Annotated in this window: 29 protein-coding genes and 2 tRNA genes; 23 read left to right on the plus strand and 8 right to left on the minus strand. The window is 62.8% G+C overall.

What is annotated here, in order from left to right; translation table 11 throughout:
• Positions 1–79 precede the first annotated feature (79 nt).
• From AMS69_RS11275 to AMS69_RS11295, 5 genes are all read left to right on the plus strand, one after another.
• Positions 80–922 (plus strand): NOP5/NOP56 family protein, encoded by an 843-nt coding sequence (locus tag AMS69_RS11275; protein ID WP_053968170.1) that lies wholly within the window; start codon positions 80–82, stop codon positions 920–922.
• Positions 919–1,551: a fibrillarin-like rRNA/tRNA 2'-O-methyltransferase gene (locus AMS69_RS11280; RefSeq protein ID WP_053968171.1), complete on the plus strand. Its 633-nt coding sequence runs from the start codon at positions 919–921 to the stop codon at positions 1,549–1,551. Before AMS69_RS11275 ends, AMS69_RS11280 begins: the two co-directional genes overlap by 4 nt.
• A 106-nt stretch (positions 1,552–1,657) precedes the next feature.
• Positions 1,658–2,737 (plus strand): glutamate--cysteine ligase, encoded by a 1,080-nt coding sequence (locus AMS69_RS11285; protein ID WP_053968172.1) that lies wholly within the window; start codon positions 1,658–1,660, stop codon positions 2,735–2,737.
• Between the two features lie 90 nt (positions 2,738–2,827).
• Positions 2,828–3,379 carry a winged helix-turn-helix domain-containing protein gene (locus AMS69_RS11290; protein ID WP_053968173.1) on the plus strand — a complete coding sequence of 184 codons (552 nt, stop codon included), beginning with the start codon at positions 2,828–2,830 and terminating at the stop codon, positions 3,377–3,379.
• Between the two features lie 70 nt (positions 3,380–3,449).
• Positions 3,450–3,938 carry a phosphopantetheine adenylyltransferase gene (locus tag AMS69_RS11295; RefSeq protein ID WP_053968174.1) on the plus strand — a complete coding sequence of 163 codons (489 nt, stop codon included), beginning with the start codon at positions 3,450–3,452 and terminating at the stop codon, positions 3,936–3,938.
• Here the strand turns inward: AMS69_RS11295 and AMS69_RS11300 are convergent, their stop codons facing one another.
• Complete coding sequence (locus AMS69_RS11300) at positions 3,939–4,247, minus strand: cyclin (RefSeq protein ID WP_053968175.1); 309 nt, start codon at positions 4,245–4,247, stop codon at positions 3,939–3,941.
• Positions 4,248–4,333: 86 nt separating this feature from the next.
• On the opposite strand from AMS69_RS11300, the gene AMS69_RS11305 reads away from it, so the two are divergent.
• From AMS69_RS11305 to AMS69_RS11325, 5 genes are all read left to right on the plus strand, one after another.
• Positions 4,334–4,418, plus strand: a tRNA-Leu gene (locus AMS69_RS11305).
• A 481-nt stretch (positions 4,419–4,899) separates the two neighbouring features.
• Positions 4,900–5,169 carry a hypothetical protein gene (locus AMS69_RS11310; protein ID WP_053968176.1) on the plus strand — a complete coding sequence of 90 codons (270 nt, stop codon included), beginning with the start codon at positions 4,900–4,902 and terminating at the stop codon, positions 5,167–5,169.
• Positions 5,170–5,171: 2 nt separating this feature from the next.
• Positions 5,172–5,510 carry a hypothetical protein gene (locus tag AMS69_RS11315; protein WP_053968177.1) on the plus strand — a complete coding sequence of 113 codons (339 nt, stop codon included), beginning with the start codon at positions 5,172–5,174 and terminating at the stop codon, positions 5,508–5,510.
• Between the two features lie 19 nt (positions 5,511–5,529).
• On the plus strand, positions 5,530–5,886 hold the full coding sequence (locus tag AMS69_RS11320) for a hypothetical protein (protein ID WP_053968178.1): 357 nt from the start codon (positions 5,530–5,532) through the stop codon (positions 5,884–5,886).
• A gap of 170 nt (positions 5,887–6,056) precedes the next feature.
• Positions 6,057–6,284, plus strand: a complete 228-nt coding sequence (locus tag AMS69_RS11325; protein ID WP_238378385.1) for a DUF7511 domain-containing protein — start codon at positions 6,057–6,059, stop codon at positions 6,282–6,284.
• A gap of 136 nt (positions 6,285–6,420) precedes the next feature.
• Here AMS69_RS11325 and AMS69_RS11330 read toward each other — a convergent pair.
• Positions 6,421–6,505: transfer RNA gene (locus AMS69_RS11330), tRNA-Leu, on the minus strand.
• Positions 6,506–6,636: 131 nt separating this feature from the next.
• On the opposite strand from AMS69_RS11330, the gene AMS69_RS11335 reads away from it, so the two are divergent.
• From AMS69_RS11335 to AMS69_RS11345, 3 genes are read left to right on the plus strand one after another with little or no spacing between them, the layout of a single operon-like run.
• A complete protein-coding gene (locus AMS69_RS11335; protein WP_053968180.1) occupies positions 6,637–7,140 on the plus strand; it encodes a helix-turn-helix domain-containing protein in 504 nt (167 codons plus the stop codon).
• A gap of 38 nt (positions 7,141–7,178) precedes the next feature.
• Positions 7,179–8,306 carry an acyl-CoA dehydrogenase family protein gene (locus AMS69_RS11340; protein ID WP_053968181.1) on the plus strand — a complete coding sequence of 376 codons (1,128 nt, stop codon included), beginning with the start codon at positions 7,179–7,181 and terminating at the stop codon, positions 8,304–8,306.
• 45 nt (positions 8,307–8,351) lie between these two features.
• A complete protein-coding gene (locus AMS69_RS11345; protein WP_053968182.1) occupies positions 8,352–8,894 on the plus strand; it encodes an HAD family hydrolase in 543 nt (180 codons plus the stop codon).
• Here the strand turns inward: AMS69_RS11345 and AMS69_RS11350 are convergent.
• On the minus strand, positions 8,873–9,100 hold the full coding sequence (locus AMS69_RS11350; RefSeq protein ID WP_053968183.1) for a DUF5822 domain-containing protein: 228 nt from the start codon (positions 9,098–9,100) through the stop codon (positions 8,873–8,875). The genes AMS69_RS11345 and AMS69_RS11350 overlap by 22 nt on opposite strands.
• A 97-nt stretch (positions 9,101–9,197) precedes the next feature.
• On the opposite strand from AMS69_RS11350, the gene panB reads away from it, so the two are divergent.
• On the plus strand, positions 9,198–10,007 hold the full coding sequence (gene panB / locus AMS69_RS11355; RefSeq protein ID WP_053968184.1) for a 3-methyl-2-oxobutanoate hydroxymethyltransferase: 810 nt from the start codon (positions 9,198–9,200) through the stop codon (positions 10,005–10,007).
• Positions 10,008–10,029: 22 nt separating this feature from the next.
• On the opposite strand, the gene coxB is transcribed toward panB, so the two are convergent.
• The gene (gene coxB / locus AMS69_RS11360; RefSeq protein ID WP_053968185.1) at positions 10,030–10,749 is read right to left on the minus strand and encodes a cytochrome c oxidase subunit II; all 720 of its coding nucleotides are present in this window, start codon (positions 10,747–10,749) and stop codon (positions 10,030–10,032) included.
• A 177-nt stretch (positions 10,750–10,926) separates the two neighbouring features.
• Between coxB and AMS69_RS11365 the strand changes: the two genes are divergently transcribed.
• Positions 10,927–13,209 carry a DUF6789 family protein gene (locus AMS69_RS11365; protein ID WP_053968186.1) on the plus strand — a complete coding sequence of 761 codons (2,283 nt, stop codon included), beginning with the start codon at positions 10,927–10,929 and terminating at the stop codon, positions 13,207–13,209.
• 3 nt (positions 13,210–13,212) lie between these two features.
• Complete coding sequence (locus AMS69_RS11370; protein WP_053968187.1) at positions 13,213–13,737, plus strand: hypothetical protein; 525 nt, start codon at positions 13,213–13,215, stop codon at positions 13,735–13,737.
• A gap of 17 nt (positions 13,738–13,754) precedes the next feature.
• Here the strand turns inward: AMS69_RS11370 and AMS69_RS11375 are convergent, their stop codons facing one another.
• The gene (locus AMS69_RS11375; protein WP_053968188.1) at positions 13,755–14,570 is read right to left on the minus strand and encodes a cytochrome c oxidase subunit 3; all 816 of its coding nucleotides are present in this window, start codon (positions 14,568–14,570) and stop codon (positions 13,755–13,757) included.
• 105 nt (positions 14,571–14,675) lie between these two features.
• On the opposite strand from AMS69_RS11375, the gene bioB reads away from it, so the two are divergent.
• Genes bioB through bioD form a run of 4 tightly spaced genes read left to right on the plus strand, consistent with a single transcriptional unit; the run spans position 14,676 to position 18,825 of the window.
• A complete protein-coding gene (gene bioB / locus AMS69_RS11380) occupies positions 14,676–15,791 on the plus strand; it encodes a biotin synthase BioB (RefSeq protein ID WP_053968189.1) in 1,116 nt (371 codons plus the stop codon).
• A 2-nt stretch (positions 15,792–15,793) separates the two neighbouring features.
• Positions 15,794–16,876, plus strand: coding sequence for a transcriptional regulator (locus tag AMS69_RS11385; protein WP_053968190.1), 1,083 nt, complete (start codon positions 15,794–15,796; stop codon positions 16,874–16,876).
• 21 nt (positions 16,877–16,897) lie between these two features.
• Positions 16,898–18,100, plus strand: coding sequence for an aminotransferase class I/II-fold pyridoxal phosphate-dependent enzyme (locus tag AMS69_RS11390; protein WP_053968191.1), 1,203 nt, complete (start codon positions 16,898–16,900; stop codon positions 18,098–18,100).
• Positions 18,097–18,825, plus strand: a complete 729-nt coding sequence (bioD, locus tag AMS69_RS11395) for a dethiobiotin synthase (protein ID WP_053968192.1) — start codon at positions 18,097–18,099, stop codon at positions 18,823–18,825. The genes AMS69_RS11390 and bioD overlap by 4 nt, the downstream gene beginning before the upstream one ends.
• A 194-nt stretch (positions 18,826–19,019) precedes the next feature.
• On the opposite strand, the gene AMS69_RS11400 is transcribed toward bioD, so the two are convergent.
• Positions 19,020–20,096, minus strand: coding sequence for a phosphotransacetylase family protein (locus AMS69_RS11400; protein WP_053968193.1), 1,077 nt, complete (start codon positions 20,094–20,096; stop codon positions 19,020–19,022).
• Complete coding sequence (gene acs, locus AMS69_RS11405; RefSeq protein ID WP_053968194.1) at positions 20,093–22,198, minus strand: acetate--CoA ligase alpha subunit; 2,106 nt, start codon at positions 22,196–22,198, stop codon at positions 20,093–20,095. The genes AMS69_RS11400 and acs overlap by 4 nt, the downstream gene beginning before the upstream one ends.
• A gap of 133 nt (positions 22,199–22,331) precedes the next feature.
• On the opposite strand from acs, the gene AMS69_RS11410 reads away from it, so the two are divergent.
• Together AMS69_RS11410 and dpsA are read left to right on the plus strand one after the other, a co-directional pair.
• Positions 22,332–22,721 (plus strand): hypothetical protein, encoded by a 390-nt coding sequence (locus AMS69_RS11410; RefSeq protein ID WP_053968195.1) that lies wholly within the window; start codon positions 22,332–22,334, stop codon positions 22,719–22,721.
• Between the two features lie 178 nt (positions 22,722–22,899).
• Complete coding sequence (dpsA, locus tag AMS69_RS11415; protein ID WP_053968359.1) at positions 22,900–23,433, plus strand: DNA starvation/stationary phase protection protein DpsA; 534 nt, start codon at positions 22,900–22,902, stop codon at positions 23,431–23,433.
• 139 nt (positions 23,434–23,572) lie between these two features.
• Here dpsA and AMS69_RS20630 read toward each other — a convergent pair whose 3' ends face one another.
• The gene (locus AMS69_RS20630; protein ID WP_004961340.1) at positions 23,573–23,722 is read right to left on the minus strand and encodes a hypothetical protein; all 150 of its coding nucleotides are present in this window, start codon (positions 23,720–23,722) and stop codon (positions 23,573–23,575) included.
• Positions 23,723–23,870: 148 nt separating this feature from the next.
• Here AMS69_RS20630 and AMS69_RS11420 point away from each other — a divergent pair, with 148 nt between their 5' ends.
• Positions 23,871–24,455 (plus strand): DUF7547 family protein, encoded by a 585-nt coding sequence (locus tag AMS69_RS11420; protein ID WP_053968196.1) that lies wholly within the window; start codon positions 23,871–23,873, stop codon positions 24,453–24,455.
• Positions 24,456–24,513: the final 58 nt, after the last annotated feature.

Genomic DNA, 24,513 nt, shown 5'->3' on the forward strand with positions numbered 1-24,513 from the left:
GCCGGCTCAAAGTGAGAGCGAGCGCGTTTCGCAGACGCTAACCGGGCCACTTTTTCGCATCGGGCGTGCACACACGGCTATGAGCAACGGGTGGTTCGCCGGGCTGGACCCGGACGACGACGCGGTCGCTGTCGAACAGATAGCGGCCGGGCGAGCCGACACGCCGGAAGACTGGCCACAACAGGCCGTCGCGGCGGGGTTCGCAAACGACGAAGCGGCCTACTACGACCGGCTGCACGAGGTGACGATGGCGGCCACCAGCGCGGCGGTCGCCGAACAGGAGGGCGCTGACGACCAGCAGCTGGTCCACGCGGTGCGGGCGATGGCCGACTGCGAACGCACGGCGAATGAACTCTCCGAACGGGTCGCTGAATGGGGCGGGAGCCGATACGGCGATAGCGGAAGCGGCGTCGAGTACGCCCGCTCGCTGGCCGACCGGAACGGGGAGGACGAGGGCGACCGCGCGCTCCGGTCGCTGGCCGAGCAGACGGCCGCGCTGGCCGACGAGGCGGATGCGCTCCGGGCCTACATCGAGCGGACCGCGCCCGCTGTCGCGCCCAACCTCTCGATGCTGGCCGGGCCGGTGCTGGCGTCCCGGCTCATTTCACTGGCCGGCGGCCTCGAAGCGCTGGCGAAGAAACCGAGCGGGACGGTACAGGTCCTCGGAGCCGAGGACGCGCTCTTTGCCCACCTCAAGGGGTCGGCCCCGTCGCCGAAACACGGCGTCATCTTCACCCACGAGTACGTGCGCGGGACCCGCCGCGAGGACCGCGGGTCGGCCGCGCGAGCACTCGCCGGGAAGCTCTCGATTGCCGCCCGAATCGACCACTATAGCGGCGACCGCCGGCCGGACCTGCAGGCGGAACTCGATGAACGAATCGAACGGATTCAGGCACGAGCCGAGGAGGGAGACGACGAATGACGCTCCCACGCGGCGTCGAGCGTCACGCCTTCGGCGGCGAGACGAGCCTCGCCACGCAGGGCCAGCCGGTGTACGGCGAGCGGACCGACGGCGACTGGCGGCGGTGGGACCCCCACCGCTCGAAGCTCGGCGCAATGCTCGAACAGGGAATGGACACCGGCCTCGACGGTGGTGAGACCGTGCTGTATCTCGGTGCGGCGGCCGGGACAACCGTGAGTCACGTCGCTGATTTCGGCGGGCCAACCTACGCCGTCGAGTTCGCGCCCCGGCCGGTTCGAGAACTGCTGGACGCTGCAGAGAGCCGGCAGAACCTCTTTCCGCTGCTCAAGGACGCCCGCAAGCCCGGGAGCTACGCCCACGTCGTCGAACCGGTCGATGTCGTCGTGCAGGACGTGGCGACAAGAGGGCAAGCCCGGGTGGCGGCGCTCAACAAGCGGTTCCTCGGAGACGACGGTCGGCTCCTCGCGGCGATCAAGGCCCGGAGCGAGGACGTGACCGCCGACCCCGACGCCGTGTTCGACAACGTACGCGAGGAACTCAGCGCCGAGTACGAATTGCTTGAGACGGCGCGTCTGGACCCGTATCACGAGGACCACCTCGGTATCGTTGCCCGGCCCCGCGAGGACTGATTCGGTCCGTTCTGTTCACGCGACTCACTTCAGGAGCGGACCAATTATGCGGGCTGTGCGGGCAGGGACGGAAGGCTTTACCGGGTCGATTCCGATGTGCTGAGTAATGGACGCGACGGGTTCTGCCGAGCATTTTACCCGGATGGGGACGCTCGGCATCGAGGAAGAGTTCTACGTCGTCGACGAGTTCGGTCGCCCGACGTCTGGCACAGACGAGCTCGTCTACGAGACGGAGCCGCCAGCGGTTCTCGACGGCCGGCTCGACCACGAACTGTTCAAGTGCGTTATCGAGACGCAAACGCCGCGGATCGACGACCCGGCGGACGCCGGTGACCACCTCCGGTCGGTCCGGAACGCGCTGGTCGACCACGCTGACGCGAACGGGTTCGGGATCGCCGCCGCGGGCCTGCACCCGCTGGCGAAGTGGCGCGAACTCGAACACGCCGAGAAGCCTCGGTACAAGTCACAGCTGGACCGCATTCAGTATCCACAGCACCGCAACACGACCGCTGGCCTGCACGTCCACGTCGGTGTCGACGACGCTGATAAGGCCGTCTGGGTGGCGAACGAACTCCGATGGCATCTCCCGCTGATGCTCGCGCTGTCGGCCAACTCCCCGTACTGGAACGGCTTCGACACCGGGCTGCAGTCTGCCCGCGGGAAGATATTCGAGGCGCTTCCCAATACCGGAATGCCGACGGCGTTCGACGATTACGCCGCCTTCGAGGCATACGAGCGGCGGATGCTCGAAACGGGGAGTATCGATGACCGCGGCGAACTCTGGTTCGACGTGCGGCCCCACTCCGGCCACGGCACCGTTGAAGTGCGTGCGCCGGACGGGCAAGCAGACCCGGACCGGGTGCTTGCCTTCGTCGAGTACGTCCACGAACTTGTGATCGACCTCGCTGAGCGCTACGAGGACGGAGAATCGGGCCGACGACTCCGCCGAGAGTTCCTCGACGAGAACAAGTGGCGCGCGATCCGCCACGGCCAGTCCGCGGACCTGCTGTCGCGTGATCTCTCGACCACACGCTCGGTCGAGGAGCTAGTCGAAATCGAGAGTGACCGACTGGATATCGATGGGCTGTGGGAGCTGTACGACCGCGAAAGCGGTGCAAAGCGACAGCGCCGGCTTCGCTCGGAGGAGGGCGTCATGGCGCTTGCGGACTCACTGCGACTGGCCTGACCTGGGAGCGGAACCGGCTGATTGACACGGCAGAGAGCCATAGCCAAGGTTTTTATCCAGCTGTAGCTTTTGTCCTCACAGAGACAACGTATGTCTGCAGACGACAACGACCACGACGACCTGGAGGACACAGACGATGTCCGTGACCGAATCGAGCAGGAGGCAGATCGCGCGGTCGAGCAGTTCGACGAAGGGATTGTCGACCTGCTAGCGTGGGTCCTCGACACGGAGACGCGGGCGCGGATCTACGTTCACCTGCGACAGCAGCCCGAAAGCACCAGCGAGGAGATAGCCGAGGGGACCGGCCTGTATCCGAGCACTGTCCGCGAGGCCCTGGCCGCGCTCACCGAGGAAGAGGTTGTAACGCGTCAAAAGCGTGAGAGCGACGGTGCGGGCAACAACCCCTACGAGTACAGTGCCATCTCGCCGAGCGACCTCGTCAACACCATCGTCGGTGACATCCAGTCGGAACTGAACACGGTGTTCAACCTCGACGATCACATCGGCGGCGAAACGACACTAGAACCTGACGACGAGCCGGTTACGATCTCTGTCGAGGATGCGAACGACGACGACACAAGCGAGGAGAGTGGCAGCGAAGAGGACGGGTCCGAGAACGAAAACGACGACGCCGACGTGTAGTCAACCCCGTCTCCAGCAGGCTGTTTCGCAAGTCGATATTACTAAACCTGCCCGTGCCGTTGCCCGGGATATGAATGTCGCGCTGGGGGGAACGTTCGACCCGATTCACGACGGCCACCGCGCGCTGTTCGAACGCGCATTCGAACTCGGGGACGTGACAGTTGGCCTCACCAGCGACGACCTCGCGCCGAAGACGCGCCACGACCAGCGCCACGTTCGCCCGTTCAGCGAACGGCAATCCGCACTCGCCGACGAACTCGCGACGCTCGCCGCTGAGAAAGGGCGCGAGTGGGAGGTCCGGGAACTCACCGAGCCAACCGGCATCGCCACAGAGCCGCAGTTCGACACGCTCGTTGTCTCGCCCGAGACGGAGACTGGCGGCCGCCGCATCAACGAAATCCGCGAGGAACGAGGTCACGACCCGCTCGAAATCGAAGTCGTCCCGCACGTCCGCGCCGAGGACGGCGACATCATTTCTTCGACCCGGATCGTCAAGGGCGAAATCGACGAACACGGGAACCTCACGCCGAACCGCACTGGTCGTCAAAACCTTCCGTAGCTACCAGCCCGGCGCTTCGAGTCCGGCTGTCTCCAGCAGGTCCTTCCAGCGTTGCTGAATCGTCAACCGGGAGACGCCCGTCGCCTCTGCGACGGCTGACTGGGAGCGCTCCTCACCGGCAACCAAGGCACCGACGTACACGCTGGCCGCCATCGTCGCCTGTTTCGACCGGTCCTCCTCCGGGACTGTCGAGAGAAACAGATCGACCGCGTGGGACCGCGCCGCCGTCCCGAGGTCGAGCCTGTCCGACGCCGCCTCGATATCGGAGAGCCACTCTTTGTGCTCGATTCGGTTGCTGGCGCGGTACATACGAGTTCGTTGTCCCCCATCCTACCTAAACCTTCGTCGCCCGCAAGCGAAGGGTTCTTGATGCCAACGCGGATATCGACTGGTGCGCGCGGGTTGCCGAGCCAGGCCAAAGGCGTAGCGCTTAGGACGCTATCCCGTAGGGGTCCGCCGGTTCGAATCCGGTCCCGCGCATGAGCGAACGAAGTGAGCGAAGAGCAGGACCGGAACGAACCCTGCAAGGAACGCGCAGCGAACTGCTGTGAGCGAGCATTTCTTGCTCCGGTTCGAATCCGGTCCCGCGCATTTTGCGGCGAACAACTCGTGAGCCGCAAATGGGTGCTGAGGATTCTAAGCACGGAACGAGCGAACGGAGTGAGCGACGTTCAGGCGGTTCGAATCCGGTCCCGCACACTATGTGTCTCTACCTCGTCCCGTGGTTTTCTGACTCATCCGACGATATTTGATTGCGGAGTACGGTGCCAGAAGTTTCAAAATCTCTATTCGTGTTGCGACCAGTCGCATAATATAGTCTCATTCTGAAAACGAGATGTTTCAAGTTACTTTCACGAGTGCGGGTGTGGAATTGCATTGTTAGACCGAGGTTCGCGTATCCTCTGGCCTAATTTGTCGGCTGAGAAAAAATTTAATATGCTGGCATTTGAGCGTCTCCACAATGGCAATTGTTAGCAAGGTAATCAGCTTAGACCCAAAGCGGAGCCAAGACATTAAACCAACTTCTGGAGGGATAGAAATAACATCAATTGTAACTGAAAATGATATTGGTGTGAAATTTATTAATCATCAAGGCGACGAAACGGAGGTTGGACTTAAGGGGGGGTCGGAACTTGATACTAGCATTTTAATTGATTCGGAAACTTATATTGCAGTTGAGTCAACACACAACTCTGATGAGCGGTCCGCGTTCCTCAGTATGGAGAAATAAAAATGCCTGTCACCGCAATCGACTGGATTGACTCCGTAGATGAAGTAGAGACTACTACTATAGGCGGCGAGACGGAGGTGATACTATACACTGAGGAGGAGGACCCCCTCACAATTCGCCACAGGGTATCTCTTTCCGATTTCAAGAAGATATTTAAATCCGTCTTTGATACTGCAGAATCAGTCGAAAGCATTTCAGCAGACGATTTCCGACATGCCGCTGATCAGAACCCCGATGCTGACGTGGAAATACGACGGACAGATATTGGTTACGACGATGTGATAGATTACTGGGAAGAACACGATGTTTTTGAGAACGAAAGTGGGGGGTCACTTTACTAACTGGGCACGGATTGAGACAATGCAGTCGCAAACTGATGTGCTGATGCAACTTCTGAGCGTTATCGCGCTTGCCTTACCAGCCTTGATGATTCTTTCTGACTCATTAGGCCTGACCGATTCAGATGATATCAGTAGTGACGTTGAGTTAGTGCTGAGCCGTCACTCTTTGTTCAGCTTTTTTTTATTGGTAATTGTACTTTTTGGAGTTTCCCTTTATTTACTTTTTTCAAATATCGCTTTTGATATATGCCAATCTTCCACCTGTAATAGCATAGTATATTCAATTATACTGGTATCCTTTATTGCTTCTTTTGTGCCGCTTCTCTATGGCGTGGGAAAATTTCTGTCCTCTAAGGAGTATTTTATCTGGCAGTGAGTCCGCAATACTTACTGCCACTCTGATGGTACAGTTTCAGATAGGAGATGTTGCTTAACGCTATCCCGTAGGGACCGCCGGTTCGAATCCGGTCCCGCGCAGTCTTGCTACAAACGCGGACGACAGGTTCTGGTCTGATTCTCACACCGCAGGAATTGCAACTGCCGCTTATGAGGAGTGTCCACTTCGTTCCAAATGAGGGACTGACGATGTCGGTGTATGACCCACTCCGTGACTCGTCTGTTCGCCCCGCAGAATCGACTCGCGTCGACTATGCGGTCGACGATGCGGACAATCCGACGGAGCTTACCGTCTTCAGCGATCAGGACGACGAGCTCCCGACGCACTGGATTTCGGTCGACATCGAGCACGCTGTCGCGCTCGACGAGATGCGGTGAGCGAGGCGTGAACTCGCTCAGGACGCGTCTATTGGTTTCTTGAGAACGGACTGGACAGCCAACGCTCTGGAAGCGTTGTGTCCGAAGTAAGTTTGCGTGGGTGCAGTCCCAAGGGAATGCACCTGCACTCTGAGAGTGCGTGGGACCGGATTCGAACCGGCGGACCCCTACGGGACAGCGCCCTCAACGCTGCGCCGTTGGCCTGGCTTGGCTACCCACGCGCGCTCTTGCTTAGTGCATTCAATCGTTCCCGGTGGGATAATAAAAGCGCTTTCGTTTGGACCCGCCCCGGGAGGGTGTGACACTCGGTCGAACCGGACGTTTGAAATATCACGAAACCGCTACGGGGGGCATGGCCAAATACTCGACCGGCAGTGGTGGCGACAGCGCCGGCGGGAGCTGTGAGCTCTGCGGTAGCGACGGCGGCGACCTCCAGACCGCAAACGTCGCTGGTGCGACCCTCCAGGTGTGTGACAGCTGTGCGCGTGACCACGGGGAAAACGAGCGAACGACGGGCAGTGACAGCTCGCGCGACGAGCAGAACCGGAAACGCAAAGCCGCACAGAACGCGGCGAAGCTACAGGACGCACAGCAAGCCGACACCTCTCACTGGGAGGACGGCGCTGATTACGACGACGACCAGCTTCCGTACCTAGTCAGCAAGTACGGCGAGCGCGTGACGGAGGCGCGCCAAGACGAGGGACTACAGACGAGTGAGCTGGCCGAGGAACTCGATCTGGACGAAGCGGATATCCTCGCTGTCGAACAGGGGCGCGCGACGCAGGCGAACGTCGGCGGGTCGACGATCAAGGCGCTCGAACAGTATCTCGACATCGACCTCGTCGAGTCCAGCTGACCCCCTGATATTTTGCCGGCTCCGGCGTAACGGTCGGTATGGATCTCTCCGCTGAGCAGCGAGCCATCCGCGACACCGTTCGAGAGTTCGCCGTCGAGGACATCCGGCCGAAAGCTGCTGATGCCGACCGTGAGCAGTCCTTTCCCGAAGAGTGCTGGGACGGGCTCGCAGATATCGACATCACTGGGTTGACGACACCAGCCGAATACGGCGGCTTCGACGCCGACAAGCCGACGTACGCGCTGGTCAACGAGGAACTCGCGTACGGGTCGCTCGCTGTCGCGACGGCGCTGTCGGTCCACTGCCTCGCGACCTCGTGTATCGCACAGTTCGGCTCCAAAGCAGTGCAAGACGACTGGCTCCCGGAGATGGTCGACGGCCGCCCGGTCGGCGCGTTCGCGCTCTCGGAGCCACAGGCCGGGTCGAACCCGCGGGAGATGTCGACCACCGCCCGACGGGACGGTGACGAGTACGTCATCAACGGCGAGAAGCAGTGGATCACCAACGGCAAGCGGTCGGGCGTCGTCATCGTCTTCGCGAAGACCGACCCGGACGATCCGGATTCGATAACGCAGTTTTTGGTACCGAAAGACACCGACGGGCTCACTGTCGGCGAGAAAGAGGACAAGCTCGGGCTTCGCGCGAGCGACACGACGCCGCTCCAGTTCGACAATGTCCGTGTTCCCGAGCGGTACCAGTTGACCGAGGAAGGCAAAGGGCTGGCCGCAGCGCTGTCGATTCTGACGACCGGTCGGGTCGCTATCGCCGCTCAGGCGGTCGGCCTCGCACAATCCGCGCTCGACGAGGCCCTCGACTACGCACAGGAGCGCGAGCAGTTCGACCAGCCGATCAGTGATTTCCAGGCGATTCAGCACAAACTTGCGGACATGGCGACGAATGTGCAGGCAGCGCGGTTACTGACGTGGAATGCCGCACAGCAACTGGAACGCGGCGAGCAGCCGAGAGCGGCAGCGAGCATGGCGAAGTACTTTGCGAGCGAGACGGCTGTCGACGTGGCGAACGAGGCGATCCAGATCCACGGCGGCTACGGGTACACGACTGACTATCCCGTCGAGCGCTTCTACCGCGACGCGAAGGTGACGACCATCTATGAGGGGACGAGTGAAATCCAGCAGAACATTATCGCGCAGGACTTGCTGGAGTAGGTCGGAGGGGAAGCGGTTTTGCAGGCGTCGGCCCTAGCAGTGGGTGTGACACACGACGCCGTCATCTACGACCTTGACGGGACGCTCGTCAGGCTTGCTGTCGACTGGGGGACGGTGACCAGCGACGTTGCGACGGTCCTGCGCGACCGAAACGTCGACCCTGGGAACCGCGACCTCTGGGAGCTGCTGACGCTGTCCTCGGAGACTGGCCACCGTGACGCCGTCGAGGCGACGATCACCGATCACGAGCGGACCGGTGCGCACGAGTCGGAGCGACTGACGCTCGCGGACGGCCTCCCACACAGCGTCCCAGTCGGCGTGTGCTCGCTCAACGCCGAGGAGGCGTGTCGAGCGGCGCTGGATGTGCATGACCTCGACAGTCACGTTGGCCCGGTCGTCGGCCGTGACACCGTCGCGTCATCGAAACCGGACCCGGAGGGACTACTGGCGATTGCCGAAGAAATCGGGGTCGATCCCGGTGCAGCCATATTTGTCGGCGATTCAGAGAGCGACGCGACGGCCGCCCGGCGGGCCGGAATGGCCTTTGAGTGGGCGAGCGAGTTCGATCAGGCCCGGTACCGCGCGTAGAGATAGACGCAGATGGCTGTCAGGAACCAGATGAGCGCGCCGACGCGGACCGCGAACAGCGCCCGCGCGGTCCATGTCTGAAGCGTGACCGCGGTCGACGCGAGGACGACGAGCGGCGAGCCGACGAGAATCGTCGTCACGAACGTGACCTGCATTACCCACCCGAAATCTACGCCGTCCGGGTCCGTCTGCTCGACTGTTGGCACGTCCGATGGTACAGCTAGGTGCGGCAAGCGCCTTGCGATTTCCTGACCGAGTCGCGCAACCCGAACAGGTAAGGCGCAGGCGCGCCCCCGCTCGGATATGCCAACTGTCCGGGATCTGCAGGCGATGGCTGGTGAGGAGCCGATCACGATGCTGACAGCGTACGACGCCGTGACCGCGAGCATCGTAGATGACACCGGTGTGGACATCATTCTCGTCGGCGACAGTATGGGGAACGCCGTTCTCGGCCATGACGACACACTCCCGGTCACGCTCGATGAGATGGCATCGCGGGTCGGCGCGGTCGCACGCGGCGCGGACGACGCGCTGGTCGTCGCCGACATGCCGTTTCTCTCCTTCGGCGCGGACGAGAGCGAGAGCATCCAGAACTGCGGACGAATGCTGAAAGAGGAGGGCGCGAACGCGGTCAAACTCGAATCCGGACCGCACACGGTCGAACTGACCGAGCGGCTGACGGAGCTGGGCATCCCGACGATGGCCCACCTCGGGCTTACGCCACAGAGCGTGAACCAGACCGGCTATACGAGACAGGCGACGGACCGCGAGGAGGCCGAAGAAATCATCGACCTCGCACGGGAACACGAGGCGGCCGGTGCGTTCGCGCTGGTGCTCGAACACATCCCGGCGAACCTCGCCGCTCAAATCACCGAGACCGTCGACATCCCGACTATCGGTATCGGAGCCGGCGGCGACTGCGACGGCCAAGTGCTCGTGTTCACCGACGTGGTCGGTCTCTCGGAGCGGAGTCCACCCTTCGCCGAGCAGTTCGGTGACGTTCGCGGTGAGGTGGCCGACGCTGTCGACGAGTATATCAACGCCGTCGAGTCCGGCGAGTTCCCGGCTGAGTCACACAGCCACACCGAAGACGAACTTGAGGACCTGTACTGAGCGGCCACACCGGTTGGCCGACCTATCCGGCCGCTGCAGTTCGATTTTCGACCCAGGCGTCGTACGCGGACTGGTTCTTGACGACGACGGTGGCGTCCATCTTACTGTGGCCGGCCCCGCACATCTCGGCGCAGTACAGCCGGTACTCGCCGGGTTCGGTCGCGCGGGTTCGGGCTGTCATCGTCCGGCCGGGGAAGATGTCCTGTTTGACGCCCAGTTGCGGGATGTAGATCGCGTGAATCACGTCCGTCGTTTGCAGCCTGAACGTGACGTTCTCGTCGGCCGGGATGACGAGCCGTTCCTCAGTCGTGACGTTCGTATCGGCATATGAGAACTCCCACCCCCACTGGTAGGCAAGGACATCTATCTCCGTATCGTCCGCGAAGGCGTCGCCGTCGGTGGATGCCTCGGCTGCTGCGGGCGTGATGTAGGGATTGGCCATCACCACAAACGCCGAGACGCCGACGAAGACGAGTATTGCCCCTGTCGCGGCCGTCCAGGTCACCTCTAGCGCCGGGTCGTCGACCGTCGGCTTCGGGTCGTCGTTGTTCCGGAACCGGTAGATCACGTACACGAGTGTGAGTTCCACGAACAACGTCAGCGGCAGGGCGACGTACAGGAGCTGTTCGTTGAGGTCGTCGATAGCTGCCCTGTTGACCGACTGCGCTGCGGCCGGAGCAGCAAATAGCGAGAGCCCGACCACGACAAGGCTCGCCTGAATCACGCGTCGTCGAAGACGCATTGTCACACCGTACCAACCCCCATGTCAAATAACTTGCCCAAGACCGGAACATCGAAGCGGTGACCGCCACCGGACCCGAGCCTCCTGCGTAGTTTTATGAGCGTGGCCGTGTCAGAAATTGGTAACGTATAGCATGGCGACACGAGCAATCGTTCTGGGACGGCACGTTACACACAGATGCTAAACAGGGCCATCGTCGAAGGGACCGCGCTGACTGTGCTGGCGCTGTCAGTGCTTTGTCTGTGGCTCCGGGAGCGGCAGAAAGCACGACCGGAGAGCGACGGCGGCTACACGACCCGAGAGGAGATCGGATTCGAAATCGGTCGACTCCAGTCTGAACTGTCCCGCTGGCTGACGACGACGGACCACCGGGACATCGGTCTGCTCTACATCGCTTTCGGCACTGCCGCCGGTCTGTGGGGCGGTGTCGACGCGATGATGCTCCGGACGGAACTGCTGACGCCGCCGGCGGACATCTGGACGCCGGAAACGTACAACGCGCTGTTTACAACGCACGGGCTGACGATGCTGATATTCTTCGTCCTGCCCGTGTTCTTCGGCATCGGGAACTACGTCCTGCCGCTGCTCATCGGGGCCGACGATATGGCGTTCCCGCGAGTCAACGCCATTGGGTTCTGGCTCCTGCCGCCGGCGCTGATTCTGGTCCGGATGGGACTCATGCTACAGGTGCTCGGTCAGGTACTGAATCTGGTCCTCCCGGCCGACGCCATCCGGTTTTTCCTCACGATGCGAGAGGTGAGCGTCGGCTGGACGCTGTACGCCCCGCTGTCGGTCCAGCAACCGAACCCACAGATTGACCTGCTACTGCTCGGGTTGCACCTGAGCGGCATCGCCACCACAGTCGGGGCCATCAATTTCATCACCACAATCGCCTACGAGCGCGGCGAGGGTGTCAGCTGGGCGAACCTCGACATCTTCTCGTGGAATATGCTCGTCACGAGCGGGATTGCGCTGTTCGCCTTCCCGCTGCTCGGGAGCGCGCTCGTGATGCTCCTGCTCGACCGGAACCTCGGAACGGCCTTCTTCGCCACGGAGGGCGGCGGTGCCATCCTCTGGCAACACCTGTTCTGGTTCTGGGGCCATCCGGAAGTGTACATCCTCTTCCTTCCGGCAACGGGGCTGATGAGCCTCATTCTGCCGAAGTTCGTCGGCCGCAAACTGTTCGGCTACCAGTACATCGTCTACTCGACACTGGGACTGGGCGTCCTCTCCTTTGGGGTCTGGGCACACCACATGTTCACGACGAGCGCAGACCCGCGGGTCAAACTCTCCTTCATGGCTGTCTCCATCGCCATCGCCGTCCCGAGCGCGATCAAGGTGTTCAACTGGATCACGACGATGTGGGAGGGAGACATCCGGCTGACTGCGCCGTTCATCCTCTGTGCCGGCGGCATCGGGACGTTCATCATCGGCGGCGTCACCGGCGTGTTCCTCGCCGTCATCCCAGTTGACATCCTCTATCACGGGACGTACTACGTCGTCGGGCACTTCCATCTCATCGTCGTCGGCATTATTCCGTTCCTGATGATCGCCGCGAGCTACTACTGGTATCCGCTTATCACTGGGCGGTGGTATGACACGCGGATGGCGAGGTTTCAGGCGCTGCTGATCGTCTTTGGCTCGTTCGTGACGTTCATGACGCTGCTGGTCATCGGCGGGCTGGGGCTCCCGCGCCGGCAGGCGATCTATCCGCCCGAGTACCAGTTCGCCCAGCAGATCGCGACCGTGGGCGGGTACGTCATCGGCCTGAGCGCCCTGCTGTGGCTGTACAACATGCTCGTCTCCTACTGGCGGGGGACGCCCGTGACGACGACGGACCCGTGGGGCCTGAAAGCGACGAACCAGTTCACCCGTGAGTGGCAGTGGTTCGAACAGCGTATGATGGACAAATACGACATGGAGCCGACTGAGCCGGAGACGACGCGGCGCTCCTACGCCCCTGAAGCCGAACCGGCCGGGCTGGCCGGCGGCGTCGGCACGGTCGCCCAGACGGTCTCTCGGAACGCCTGGATGGCCGCAGCCGGCGGCTTCGTCGGCACGGTCCTGATGAGCGGCGGGCTCATCACGGCGATACTCATCGGCGTCCTCGACCCGGTTTCCTTCGGTGAAATCGCCGAACTGGTCGGCCTGCCCGCGAGTCCGGCCATCGGGGCTGGCCTGTTTCTCGTCGGCGGAACCGTCACATGGCCGCTCCTGTTCCTTGCCTTCTCTGACTACCTCCCCGGTCGCTTGCTGTTCGAAACCGGGCTGGTGTTCGCCACACTCATCTCCAGCGGGTTCGCAATCGCCTTCTACACCGGCCAGAGCGGGCTCGCGTTCGTCGGCTATCTCACGTTCGTGCTTGTTTCCCACTGGGCGTACGGCATCGGGCTGACCGTGACCTTCCAGTACCTCAAATCGGACGAGGTGCTACAGAGCCGGAGCGATGGGGGCGGCTGACAGATGAGCGACGGCGCTGACTCGTTCGTGTTCCAGTATCTCGCGCCCTTCGTCGGCGTCCTGCTCATCGCGGTCGGCATCGCCGGAGCGGTGCCCGGCGGGTACGCACTCATCGAGCCAGATTTGGAGAACTGCGGAAACCCGACGATCGGCGTGGAAGGGCCGGAGGAGACCGCAGAGCGGTTCGGCGAGGATGAGCCGGGACCGCGGCTCCCACAGGTAGCCTTCGAAGACCTCTCTTCGGCCGAACAGACGGCGTTTCTGACGGCTGTAGACGACCCGGTCGGTGAGGAGCAGGTCGTCGGTAGCGTACCCAACGCCGACGCCTTCCGTCGCGGAGCCATCGTTACCTACGAGGGCGAACGGTACTACGTGACTCTCGTCGCCGAGAACACCTGTTTCGCGGCCGCGCCGCTCCAGTTCCCGCTTGGCGTGTTCGCCATTGCGCTGGGGTTCCTCGGCGTTCTAGCTCCGCCGCTGTACCGGCGGCTGGTACGGCTTGAACAGCGGGCCGGCCGGTCGGAGTAGCGGCCTCCGGCTTGGGCTCAGAGCGCAGCGCCGACGTACAGCACGACGACGAGGAACACCCACACGAGGTCGACGAAGTGCCAGTAGAGCGACGTGGTCCTGATAGCCGTGTCCCGCTCGGGCGTGTAATGGCCCCGGAGCGCGCGACCGAACGCGATACCGAGCAGCAGGACGCCGAGCGCGACGTGCAGGCCGTGGAGGCCGGTCAGGCCGTAGAACGCGCTCCCGAACGCCCCCGAGCCGATGCCGAATCCCTCCACGGAAACGAACTCGTAGTACTCGTACACCTGTCCGGCGAGGAAGACGACGCCGAGCGCGAGCGTCACTCCGAGCAGGCCGAGGAACCGTTCCCGGTTTCCGTCTTCGAGCGCCTCGTGCCCGTAGTGGAGCGTCACACTGCTAGTGAGGAGGAGCGCCGTGTTGATGACCACCAGCGAGCCAAGCAGCGGCGGGAGGTGAGCCGGCGGCCACGACCCGGCCCGGATGACGGCGTAGTAGACGAAACCGGCGGCGAACGTCGCTACGTCGGAGACGAGAAACAGAATCATCGTCGTGGTGTACAGTTCTGCCGCCTTCCCCTCTCCCCGTTGCAGGTACTCCGCGATGAACGCCTCGTTGGCCCACCCGGCGAGTCCGGTCAGCAGACCAATCGCACCAGCACCGCCAAGGACAGTCGGGACCACAGACGGAACCAGATCAAGTCCGACAAACACCAATCCAACGCCCAGATACAGCGACGCGGCACCGAGTGCAGCGACGAGCGGCCACCGGCTCCGGTGTTCGTGGCCGTCCTCGGCGGGGTGTTCGGTTCCCGTCTCCGTCGAACCAGCCATGTGATCCTGTAGCACTGGGGCTGGTAAAACGGTACCCCCGCGACTGACACATCCATCGCCGGACTCACCCGAATCTTTATCAGACCGTCAACCGACACCGAGAGTGTGGTTTACGAGACGGGCAACCAAACGGTAGACGACGCCGTCGCCCGCGTGCTGGACGGCGAGCGCCTCGACCGACGGGACGGGCTGGCTCTCATCGCACAGCCGGTCGACGACCTGGCGGCCGGGGCCGACTACGTGCGCACGCAACTGGGCGACGACACGGTCGACGCGTGTTCAATCGTAAACGCCAAAGCCGGCAACTGCGCGGAGGACTGTGGCTTCTGTGCCCAGTCGGTCCACTTCGACACCGGCATCGACAACTACGGCTTTCTCGGTCCGGAGAAGATACTCGAAGCCGCAAAGCGTGCCGAGCGTGACGGCGCACAGCGGTTCGGTATCGTCGTCGCCGAGAAAGGCGTCTCGAAGGAGAACCGCCCTGAAGAGTGGGCGGAGGTCCTCGAAGCCATCCGCCTCGTCCGGGACGAGACGGACGTGGAAGTCGACGCCAGCCTCGGCATCCTCACGGAGGAGGAGGCCGCGATTCTGGCCGACGAGGGGCTGAACCACTACAATCACAACATCGAGACCTCGCCGCGGTACTTCCCGGAGGTCGTCCAGACCCACACCTTCGAGAAGCGGGTCGAGACGCTTCGAGTCGCCAAGGACGCTGGCATGGACCTCTGTGCCGGCGTGATTCTCGGTATGGGCGAGTCCCCGACGGACCGGGTCGACGCGGCGATGGCCCTGCAGGATATCGGCATCTCCTCGCTCCCGGTGAACATCCTGAACCCGGTCGCTGGGACCCCCATGGCTGAACAGGGGCTGCCCGACATCACGACCGAGGAGGTCGTCAAGACCATCGCGGTGTATCGCCTGCTCCATCCCGAGTCCCGCGTGCGCCTGACCGGCGGGCGCGAGGTCAATCTCGATACAGACGGACAGGTGGCCGCACTGGAGGCCGGCGCGGACGGCATCCTCACCGGAGATTATCTCACCACCGAGGGACAGACGGCAGCCGACGACCTCGAAATCATGGAGGAGGCGGGGCTCGAACCGAACACCGAAGCCAACGAGTTCGACCCCGAGGCGGTCAAAGAACGCGCGACCGACGAGACAGACACCGAGACGGCAGCAGGGACAGCACAGACCAAATCAGAGCTCAAATCCGACGACTGACAATGGACGACATACGCTTTGCAGTGCTTGGAACCGGTGGTATCGGACGGCGGACGCTCGAAGTCTCACAGCACAAGGACGGCCTCACCGCCGTCGCGGCCTGTGACCGCAACGGCGTGGCTATCGACCACGACGGGCTGGACGTGGACGAACTGCTGGCGGCGACGGAAGGCAACATCGCGAGCGGGCCAGAAGACGGCGTACCCGACGACGACGTTGCGACCGATGGCGGCGCGGCCGCCGCCAAAGCCGACGGCGTCAAACAGCACGGCGAGGAGGCCGGCATCATCGCAAGCGAACAGGGGAAACCAACAGAAACGCCCATCGACGACATCATCGACGAGAGCGACGCGATCGACGCCGTTCTGCTGGCGCTGCCGAACCTCGAACACGATTTCATCCCGCGCGTTGCCGAGCGCTTCGCGGAAGCCGACTACGAGGGCGTCATGATAGACGTGCTCAAACGCTCCCGCGTCATCGGCATGCTCGATGCCCGCGAGGAGACGCTGAAAGAATCCGGCATCACGTTCGTCTGCGGTGCCGGCGCGACACCGGGCTTCCTGACCGGCGCGGCCGCGCTGGCCGCTCAGTCGTTCGTCGAGGTCGAGGAAGTCGAGATCTGGTGGGGCGTCGGCCTCAAGTCCGGCTACGAGGACAACCGCGGCACCGTCCGCGAGGACATCGCCCACCTCGACGGCTACGACATCGAGACGGCCCGCGAGATGAGCGAAGCGGAAATCGAGGCACTCATCGACGAACACGACGGCGTCCTGGAGTTCCACGACATGGAGCACGCCGACGACGTGCTACTGGAGCGTGCGGGCATCTGTGACGCCGAAGACGTCCACGTCGGCGGCGTCCTCGACGTGCGCTCTGACGAGAAACCGACCACGACGACGGTCAGCGTGACGGGTACAACCTTCGACGGGGAGACGGGAACGAACACCTTCGAATTGGACGACGTGACGAGCATGGAGGCCAACGTCAACGGGCCTGCGCTGGGCTACCTGAAAGCCGGTGTCCGGAACAACCGCGCCGGCCACTACGGCGTGTTCGGCCCCGCAGACCTGATGCCCGGCTTCTGAGACCGCCTGATTCTGCTTTTCATGACTCACGGCTTCGACTTGCACGACCGACTCGAACAGCGCGACGCACAGAACCTCCGCCGGCATCTGGAAGTCGCCGAATCCGTCTCGGCACGGACCAGATTCGCCGACGACCCGAAAGGAGAACCACCGGAGTTCGGCGACGAGGAGATCGTCTTCGCCGCGAACAACTACCTCGGACTGGCTGATGACAGCCGGGTCCAGCGAGCGGCCGAACTGGGCGCGCGGACTGTCGGGACCGGCGCGGGGGCCTCGCGATTGATCACCGGCGACACGCAGGTCCACCGTGGGCTGGAGCGCGACCTCGCGGCCTCGAAAGGGACCGAGCGAGCCCTGGTGTTCTCGTCGGGCTATGCGGCCAACATCGGGACTATTGACGCGCTGGCCCCGGATGTCGTCTTTTCGGACGAACTGAACCACGCCTCGATTATCGACGGGTGTCGCGTCGGGGCCAGCGAGACAGTGGTGTACGACCACTGCGACCCGGACGACCTCCGGGCGAAGATGGCCACGCGAGCGGCCGATGTCGACGGGGACGAACAGTGGCTCGTGGTCACCGATTCTGTGTTCTCGATGGACGGAGATATCGCGCCCCTGTCGGCTATCTGTGACGCCGCCGACGAGTACGGCGCGTGGCTGATGGTCGATGAGGCACACGCGACGGGGTTGTTCGGCGACAGCGGCGGCGGCGTCGTCCAGAAGGAGGGGCTGAGTGACCGCGTCGACGTGCAACTGGGCACGCTCTCGAAGGCGCTCGCAAGCCAAGGCGGCTACATCGCCGGCGACGAGGTGCTTATCGAGTACCTGCTGAACGCCGCGCGGTCGTTCGTGTTCTCGACCGGCCTCTCCCCGCCGAACGCCGCGGCGGCCCGCGAGGCGCTACGAATCGCTCGGGAGACCGACCGCAAGACGGAACTCTGGGACACTGTGGCGACGCTCAGGGACGGTCTGGCGACCATGGGCTACGAGGTGCTTGGCGAGACGCATATTCTCCCAGTCGTCGTCGGTGACCGTAGCGATGCGCTGGAACTGGCCGACCGCCTGCGCGACCACGGTATCGTCGCCCCTGCGATTCGGCCGCCGACGGTACCAGAGGGGACCGCTCGTATCCGGGTCGCGCCGATGGCGACACACACCGCTGACGACATCGCGCAGTGTCTCGACGCGTTCCGAACTGCCGGCACAGAGGTGGGCGTGCTGTGAGCGAAACGAGCGACGATGTGAGGCCCGGAACCGGCCACATCGCTGCGGACGGTGTCTTCGTCGTCGGCACCGACACCGGCGTCGGCAAGACGGTCGTAACCGCCGGGCTGACTGGCTGGCTGCGGGATTCGGGAACCGACGCGGTCGCGGTCAAGCCCTGTCAGACCGGCTATCCGCCGGACGACGACGCGGCGTTCGTTGAGTCCGTCTGTGGGACCGCCGACGCTGCAGTCTGTCTGGAGCGGTTGTCACCACCACTGGCACCGGAAGTGGCCGCGAGAGAAGCAGCCGAGGCTGTCACGCTTTCCTACGAGTCGATTCGCGACGGGGTCGCCGATGTCGTGGCAGAAAGCGAGACAGCTGTCGTCGAAGGTATCGGCGGCCTGCGTGTCCCGCTGGCAGACGGTCGAGAGGTCATCGACCTCGTTGGAGATGTCGGGCTTCCTGCGCTGGTCGTCGCCCGTTCGGGCCTCGGCACGCTCAATCACACGGCGCTGACGGTCCGGGCGCTCCGCCGGAGAGGCGTGCCAGTCGTTGGTGTCGTTCTCAACGAGTACGAGGGCGCGACGACCGCAGAGCGCACGAACCCGGAGGTAATCGAGCAGATGACTGGATGTTCCGTCTGGTCCGTCCCGCCGCTTGACATCGAACCGGCAGGCTGCGTGATTGACGGCTTCAAAGCGCATCTCCCGCAGTCGGTGTTACAGCCGGCTCTCAAGCAGTAGCTGGTGGTGCGTTGCCCAAGGGGATAGAACGGGGGCAAACCCCCGTCGTGTGACACTACGGAGCCGGTGAGGCTCCATCTGATGCTTGACTACCGACCACTAAAATAGTAAGGCACGTTTCATCTGGAGATTTCCCCGTAGCGCGGGGCCGTGTTCCGTTAGGAACGGACTAACCCCCAGCCGAAACGACGGTCCTACAGATCGATTGACAGCAGCGTTTCGATATCGACACCGTCGTCGAGTAGCGTCCGCATACGGTCGACTGTTGCCTCATTCCGTGTCTGCCCGGTTCGGAGTACCTCCTCGACTCTGTCTATCGTCGTCCGTGTATCCGACTGGACTGACAGCACTGGGACGTTTTTCTCGGTCGCCTGTCCGATAACCGCACTGGGGGGCTGGAACCCACCTGTGAGAAGGAGTGCTTTGATACCCGACGCTTCGAGCGCTGCGGTCTGGACCTCCGAGCGGTCACCGCCGGTGACGACGACGGCGTCGCGCGTCCGGCGGAAGCGTTCGAGTGCGCTGCTCCCGCTCATTGCGCCGACACTGAACCGTTCGACGTGGATGTCCGTGTTGGCATCGCCAGTGAGGATGTCCGCGCCGAGACTGCGTGCGAGGTCGGCGACGGTGACACCGGCGAGCGCGCGGTCTCGCGGCAGAATTCCGTGGACCGGAATCCCTTCGCTCTCGAGGAATGGAACCACGTCGTCGGCGAGTTCGTCGACTGTTGCGTCGGTGACGCCGTTGAACAGGACGCCGTCGAGTCGGTCGCCGATCGCCCGGGCCGCAGACAGAATTTCGTCCGTGTCACTGGCCGTATCGTAGCCGGTGACTAACAGTACGCGGGCGTCGAGTAGCTCCGCGATATCGATGTCGGTGAGATCGACGATACTGCCGGTCGCCAGGTCGCTGCTCCCCTCGACGAGGAGCATGTCAGTTCCCTCCGAACACGTCTCGATGCTTTCCTGCAATCGCTCGCGGAGGTCGTCGGGGTCCTCACGCCCGCGGATGGCTTCTTGGATGAACGTCGGTGAGTAGACGATAGGCTCCATCTCGTGGAGGTCGGTCTCCAGATCGAGCAGTTCGCGGGCGAGCATCGGGTCCTCGTCCCGCGTCTTGCCGACCGCGCTCCGCAGGCGCGTCCCCTTGGGCTTCATGTAGCCGACGTCGTAGCCCGCGTCGTGGGCGCGCGTCGCTAGCGCGAGCGTGATAGCCGTCTTGCCGATACCTTCCTCAAGTGATGTAACGAGTAGCGTGTTCGTGTCGGTCATAGTTTCTCCTGGTCGAGGGTGAGTCGCAGGTCGACCGCCTGCACCCCGTCGGGCGTCGCGACGAGGGGGTTGATGTCCAGTTCCACAATCGCGGGGAAGTCAGTGACGAGTTGCGAGAGCCGCTGGATGGTCTCGACAAGCGTGGCTTCGTCGACGGGGTCGCGGCCCCGGGCACCGCGCAGCAGCGGCGCAGAGTCGATATCGTCGAGCATCCCCTTCGCCTCGTTCTCGCTGACGGGGGCGACACTGACAGTGTTGTCTTCGAGCACCTCGACGAAGATACCGCCGAGACCGAACAACAGCAGCGGTCCGAACTGCGGGTCGCGGTTCATTCCGAGAATCGTCTCGACGCCGTTGTCGAGGTCGACCATCTCCTGTACCTGGACGCCGAGAATCGTCGCGTCCTCCTGATAGTTCCGTGCCCTGACGACGAGGTCCTCGTAGGTGTCACGGACCTCCTCGACAGGGACGCCGACCTCGACACCGCCGATGTCGGACTTGTGCAAGATGTCCGGACTGACGATTTTCATCACCACGTCGTCGCCGATCTCCTCCGCGATAGCCTCCGCTTCGACGGGTGAGGAGACGACATCGCCCTGCGGTGTCGGAATCCCGTACGCGTCAAGCAGTTCCATCGCTTCCACGCCGAGCCGGTTCGACCCGCGCCGGGCACCGGATTCGAGTATCTCGCGGGCCCGCTCGCGGTCCACGTCGAAGGTCGTCGGCTCCTCGTACTCGGTTGCCCTGATCTCACGATAGCGTCTGAGCGCGTCGAGGCTCCCGACGGCCCGCGCCGGGTCGAAGTAGTTCGGCACGCCCGCTTCACTCAGGACGTTCGCCCCAGCGTCGACGGACTGCCCGCCCATCAGTGTCGCCGCAACGGGCTTTTCGAACCGCTCTTGCTGTTCGACGATACGCTCTGCGAGGTCTTCGAAAGAGAGGACCGCCGTCGGGCAGGCGACGACGACGGCCATCGAGACACTGTCGTCCGCCAGTACCGTTTCCAGTGCTGTCTCGAAGCGCTCCGCGGGAGCATCGCCGATGATATCGACCGGATTGTAGATGTTGGCCTCGTCTGGCATCTCCTCGCGGAGCCGGGAGAACGTCTCGTCACCGAACTGCGCGAGCTGCAGGTCCGAGTCGCCGACCGCGTCGGTCGTCATCACGCCGGGACCGCCAGCGTTTGTCACGATAGCGATTTCGTCTCCGTCCGGGAGCGGCTGGCCCGCGAGAATCTGGGCGTAGTCGAACAGTTCCTGCACGGACTCGACGCGGAGCGTCCCGGCCTTGTCGAGACCTGCCTCGTAGGCCCGCTCCGAACCGGCCATCGCACCGGTGTGAGAGGCGGCCGCGCTTGCACCCGCGTCCGTCCGGCCGGACTTGACGAGGACAATCGGCGTGTCCTGTGTCACCTCTCGGGCCGTCTGGACGAACGATGACCCGTCATTGATATCCTCAAGATAGCCCAGAATGACGTCAGTATCGGGGTCGTCGCCCCACTCGGCGACGAAGTCGCTCTCGTCGAGTACTGCCTTGTTCCCGAGCGACACGATGTCTTTGAAGCCGACATCGCGTTCGGCGGCCCAGTCTAGCACGGCGGTGATAAACGCGCCCGACTGGCTCATAAAGGAGATGTCACCGTCGCTGGCCATCACATTGCCGAAAGTGGCGTTGAGCCCGACGGGTGTCGACATCACGCCGAGGCTGTTCGGGCCGACCAGATTCAGGTCGTATTCGCGAGCCGCCTCGCGGAGCCGTCGCTCGCGTTCGGCCCCGTCACTGCCGGTCTCACCGAAGCCAGCAGTGATAACCACGACGTTTTCGATACCCGCTTCCCCGGCGTTCTCGATGACATCGACCGCCACCGTCGGCGGCACGACGACGACGGCAACATCGACCGACCCAGGGTCTTCCAGGCCGGCGAGGTTGTCGTAACACGGCAATCCATGTACTGTCTCTTTGTTCGGGTTCACGGCCACGACCTCCCCTGCAAAGGAATCAAGCAGGTTCGTGGTGACCGCGTGACCGACGGACCCCTCCGAATCGGTCGCCCCGACCACTGCGACACGTTCCGGCGCAAACAACGTCGATAATCGTCCCATGCCTCTACTCGGTGGTTACGGTGGGGACCGAATATAGATGTGGGGAACTCCCAGCGAGCGGGAATCTAGACGATTCATTACCGTGATTTCGGTGTAGCGGTGCTTTTGTTCGTCACCCCCGTAGCGGCGTTCGATGACTGACCCAGCACTCCTGGCACCGTTTGACGACAAGGTGATCCGTGGAGTTGCGGAGGCGAACAGGGTCGACGAGGAGCAGTTACGATCCGCGCTCGCCGATCACCAGCGGACGATGCGTGAGAATCCGGGCGTCGAGGACCTCGTCTACGAGTGGCGAAAGCGGTTCGACGACGCAGTGCTACACCGCACACCCGAGACGTTCTTCATGGCTGTGCGAGAGAGCGTCTGGGAAGAGTACGGTACGTATCTCGGACTTGACGACTACCTACTCGCCGCAGTCGTCGCAGTCCATCAGGAGCAGGTCCTCCGTGAAACAGCAGTCGAGAGCAGCGCTATCGGTGACAACGCCGTCGCGCTGGTTGTTTCCCGGCCGTCGGCGCAGTAGGCGTCTTCCCTCTTATATCAGGTGCCGAGTCCGTGCAAAAGCGACAGTTGTGATTACTGGATAATATTTCAGTTCAAGTAACCAGCCATTCCATCTGAGAATATAATTTTTGGGTTCCCGAAAACATATTTTCACAAAACAATCTTTAAGTGGCTTCCACTTATACGATAAAATGACCATGCCAACACAAGAGCACGTCCGACGCGAGTTCGGGGAAGTCGAAGAGAACGAACTCCGCCTCGACAAGGAGAAGTCCGAGCAGGTAATCAACGCGCTGAATCAGGACCTGGCGGACACGTACACGCTGTATCATCAGGTCAAGAAGCACCACTGGAACGTCGAGGGCGCGGAGTTCCGCGACCTCCACCTGTTCCTCGGCGACGCCGCCGGACACGCCGAAGAAGCGGCCGACGAACTCGCAGAGCGAGCGCAGGCTCTCGGTGGCACCCCCATCGCTGGCGGCAAGGCACAGGAAGAGCACGCATCGGTAGAACCGGAGGGACAGGACGTCTACGACATCCGGACGTCGCTCGAAAACGACCTCGAGATGTACGGCGACGTCATCGAGTCGCTCCGTGACCACATCGACCTCGCGGAGAACCTCGGCGACCACGCCACGGCCCAGATACTCCGGGAAATCATCGTCCAGACCGAGGAAGACGCCCACCACATCGAGCACTACCTCGAAGACGACACGCTCGTCATGGACTAACTCGGCACAAGCCTTTCTCTCTCAGTTTCTTTTACTGGATAGTCCCACCACCCACGATTATCCAGCGTGAGGTGAGCCGCTCCGGCAGGAAGCAGTCCGAAACGCGAAAGAATGAGAAACGCGAGCGGGGACGAACGGACTATCGTCGAAGGTCAACGGTTACGTCGGTCGAAATCCAGCCGTCTCGGTTCCCGTCTTCGGTGAACACGGTTCTGTCAGCACCACTGTCCAGTGCTGCAACGTCCGGGCGATCCTCGGAGGTCTCGACATCGTCCGTCTGTGATGGCATTATCAGAGTTAGGCACCCCTAAAGCTAAAAGGATTTTGGTTGGCCTAATCACCTGTGGACACCAGTCGCCTGCAACGCGACGGAGGCACCCGGACGCTGGCCGCTGCCACGGCGCGGCCTTTAGTACCCGAGGCGACAAGAGAGAGATATGAGTTCGGACGACGACCTTACCGCTCTGATTACGGACCTCGTTACGACGCTACAGGAGCTTGAGACGGAGGTCGAGCCCACGACGGACAGCGGCCTGCCGCGCCCGCCGACGCCGGGTGAACTCCTGCGGTTCACCAGCGACGTGACCATCCCCGCAGTCATCCTGGTCCTGAAGACCAACATCGAGGCGCTGAAAATCCTCCGGCGCGCCCTCCGGATGGCCGAGGGACGGCCGACATCGACCGGGTCCGCCTCTGGCGAAGTACGACAGCGTGCGAGTGAGTTGAGTCGGGCAACGCTCTCCCGTCTCGACGATGCGTTGACCGACCTCCAGCGCGCTGTCGAAGGGACACCGGAAGACGAGGAGGCCCGCGAACTCGTTCACGAAGCCCAACAGTTACGCGGTCAGATACAGGAGCGACTGGCCGAGGAGACGGGGGAGAATGAAGCGACTCACTCCGAGCGGGTTACTGACGTGCCCGTGGACGTAGATGCCGAGTTACGGTCGATAAAGGACGAAATCGATGGTCCGGACAGGGACGACGACGGTACTGAAAACGGCGATGGAAGCGATGAGGAATAACAGATTCAGTGTGGTGTGAAAACCATCCCTCATCAAACATAATGATTTATTGTGGTAC

It is taken from the genome of Haloarcula rubripromontorii (assembly GCF_001280425.1).
Taxonomy (GTDB): domain Archaea; phylum Halobacteriota; class Halobacteria; order Halobacteriales; family Haloarculaceae; genus Haloarcula; species Haloarcula rubripromontorii.

Excerpts from the sequence above, each read along its gene's own strand:
- AMS69_RS11275 (WP_053968170.1), top strand. The coding sequence starts at position 80 with ATGAGCAACGGGTGGTTCGCCGGGCTGGACCCGGACGACGACGCGGTC.
- AMS69_RS11280 (WP_053968171.1), top strand. The coding sequence starts at position 919 with ATGACGCTCCCACGCGGCGTCGAGCGTCACGCCTTCGGCGGCGAGACG.
- AMS69_RS11285 (WP_053968172.1), top strand. The coding sequence starts at position 1,658 with ATGGACGCGACGGGTTCTGCCGAGCATTTTACCCGGATGGGGACGCTC.
- AMS69_RS11290 (WP_053968173.1), top strand. The coding sequence starts at position 2,828 with ATGTCTGCAGACGACAACGACCACGACGACCTGGAGGACACAGACGAT.
- AMS69_RS11295 (WP_053968174.1), top strand. The coding sequence starts at position 3,450 with ATGAATGTCGCGCTGGGGGGAACGTTCGACCCGATTCACGACGGCCAC.
- AMS69_RS11300 (WP_053968175.1), bottom strand. The coding sequence starts at position 4,247 with ATGTACCGCGCCAGCAACCGAATCGAGCACAAAGAGTGGCTCTCCGAT.
- AMS69_RS11310 (WP_053968176.1), top strand. The coding sequence starts at position 4,900 with ATGGCAATTGTTAGCAAGGTAATCAGCTTAGACCCAAAGCGGAGCCAA.
- AMS69_RS11315 (WP_053968177.1), top strand. The coding sequence starts at position 5,172 with ATGCCTGTCACCGCAATCGACTGGATTGACTCCGTAGATGAAGTAGAG.
- AMS69_RS11320 (WP_053968178.1), top strand. The coding sequence starts at position 5,530 with ATGCAGTCGCAAACTGATGTGCTGATGCAACTTCTGAGCGTTATCGCG.
- AMS69_RS11325 (WP_238378385.1), top strand. The coding sequence starts at position 6,057 with ATGAGGAGTGTCCACTTCGTTCCAAATGAGGGACTGACGATGTCGGTG.
- AMS69_RS11335 (WP_053968180.1), top strand. The coding sequence starts at position 6,637 with ATGGCCAAATACTCGACCGGCAGTGGTGGCGACAGCGCCGGCGGGAGC.
- AMS69_RS11340 (WP_053968181.1), top strand. The coding sequence starts at position 7,179 with ATGGATCTCTCCGCTGAGCAGCGAGCCATCCGCGACACCGTTCGAGAG.
- panB (WP_053968184.1), top strand. The coding sequence starts at position 9,198 with ATGCCAACTGTCCGGGATCTGCAGGCGATGGCTGGTGAGGAGCCGATC.
- coxB (WP_053968185.1), bottom strand. The coding sequence starts at position 10,749 with ATGCGTCTTCGACGACGCGTGATTCAGGCGAGCCTTGTCGTGGTCGGG.
- AMS69_RS11365 (WP_053968186.1), top strand. The coding sequence starts at position 10,927 with ATGCTAAACAGGGCCATCGTCGAAGGGACCGCGCTGACTGTGCTGGCG.
- AMS69_RS11370 (WP_053968187.1), top strand. The coding sequence starts at position 13,213 with ATGAGCGACGGCGCTGACTCGTTCGTGTTCCAGTATCTCGCGCCCTTC.
- AMS69_RS11375 (WP_053968188.1), bottom strand. The coding sequence starts at position 14,570 with ATGGCTGGTTCGACGGAGACGGGAACCGAACACCCCGCCGAGGACGGC.
- AMS69_RS11385 (WP_053968190.1), top strand. The coding sequence starts at position 15,794 with ATGGACGACATACGCTTTGCAGTGCTTGGAACCGGTGGTATCGGACGG.
- AMS69_RS11390 (WP_053968191.1), top strand. The coding sequence starts at position 16,898 with ATGACTCACGGCTTCGACTTGCACGACCGACTCGAACAGCGCGACGCA.
- AMS69_RS11400 (WP_053968193.1), bottom strand. The coding sequence starts at position 20,096 with ATGACCGACACGAACACGCTACTCGTTACATCACTTGAGGAAGGTATC.
- acs (WP_053968194.1), bottom strand. The coding sequence starts at position 22,198 with ATGGGACGATTATCGACGTTGTTTGCGCCGGAACGTGTCGCAGTGGTC.
- AMS69_RS11410 (WP_053968195.1), top strand. The coding sequence starts at position 22,332 with ATGACTGACCCAGCACTCCTGGCACCGTTTGACGACAAGGTGATCCGT.
- dpsA (WP_053968359.1), top strand. The coding sequence starts at position 22,900 with ATGCCAACACAAGAGCACGTCCGACGCGAGTTCGGGGAAGTCGAAGAG.
- AMS69_RS20630 (WP_004961340.1), bottom strand. The coding sequence starts at position 23,722 with ATGCCATCACAGACGGACGATGTCGAGACCTCCGAGGATCGCCCGGAC.
- AMS69_RS11420 (WP_053968196.1), top strand. The coding sequence starts at position 23,871 with ATGAGTTCGGACGACGACCTTACCGCTCTGATTACGGACCTCGTTACG.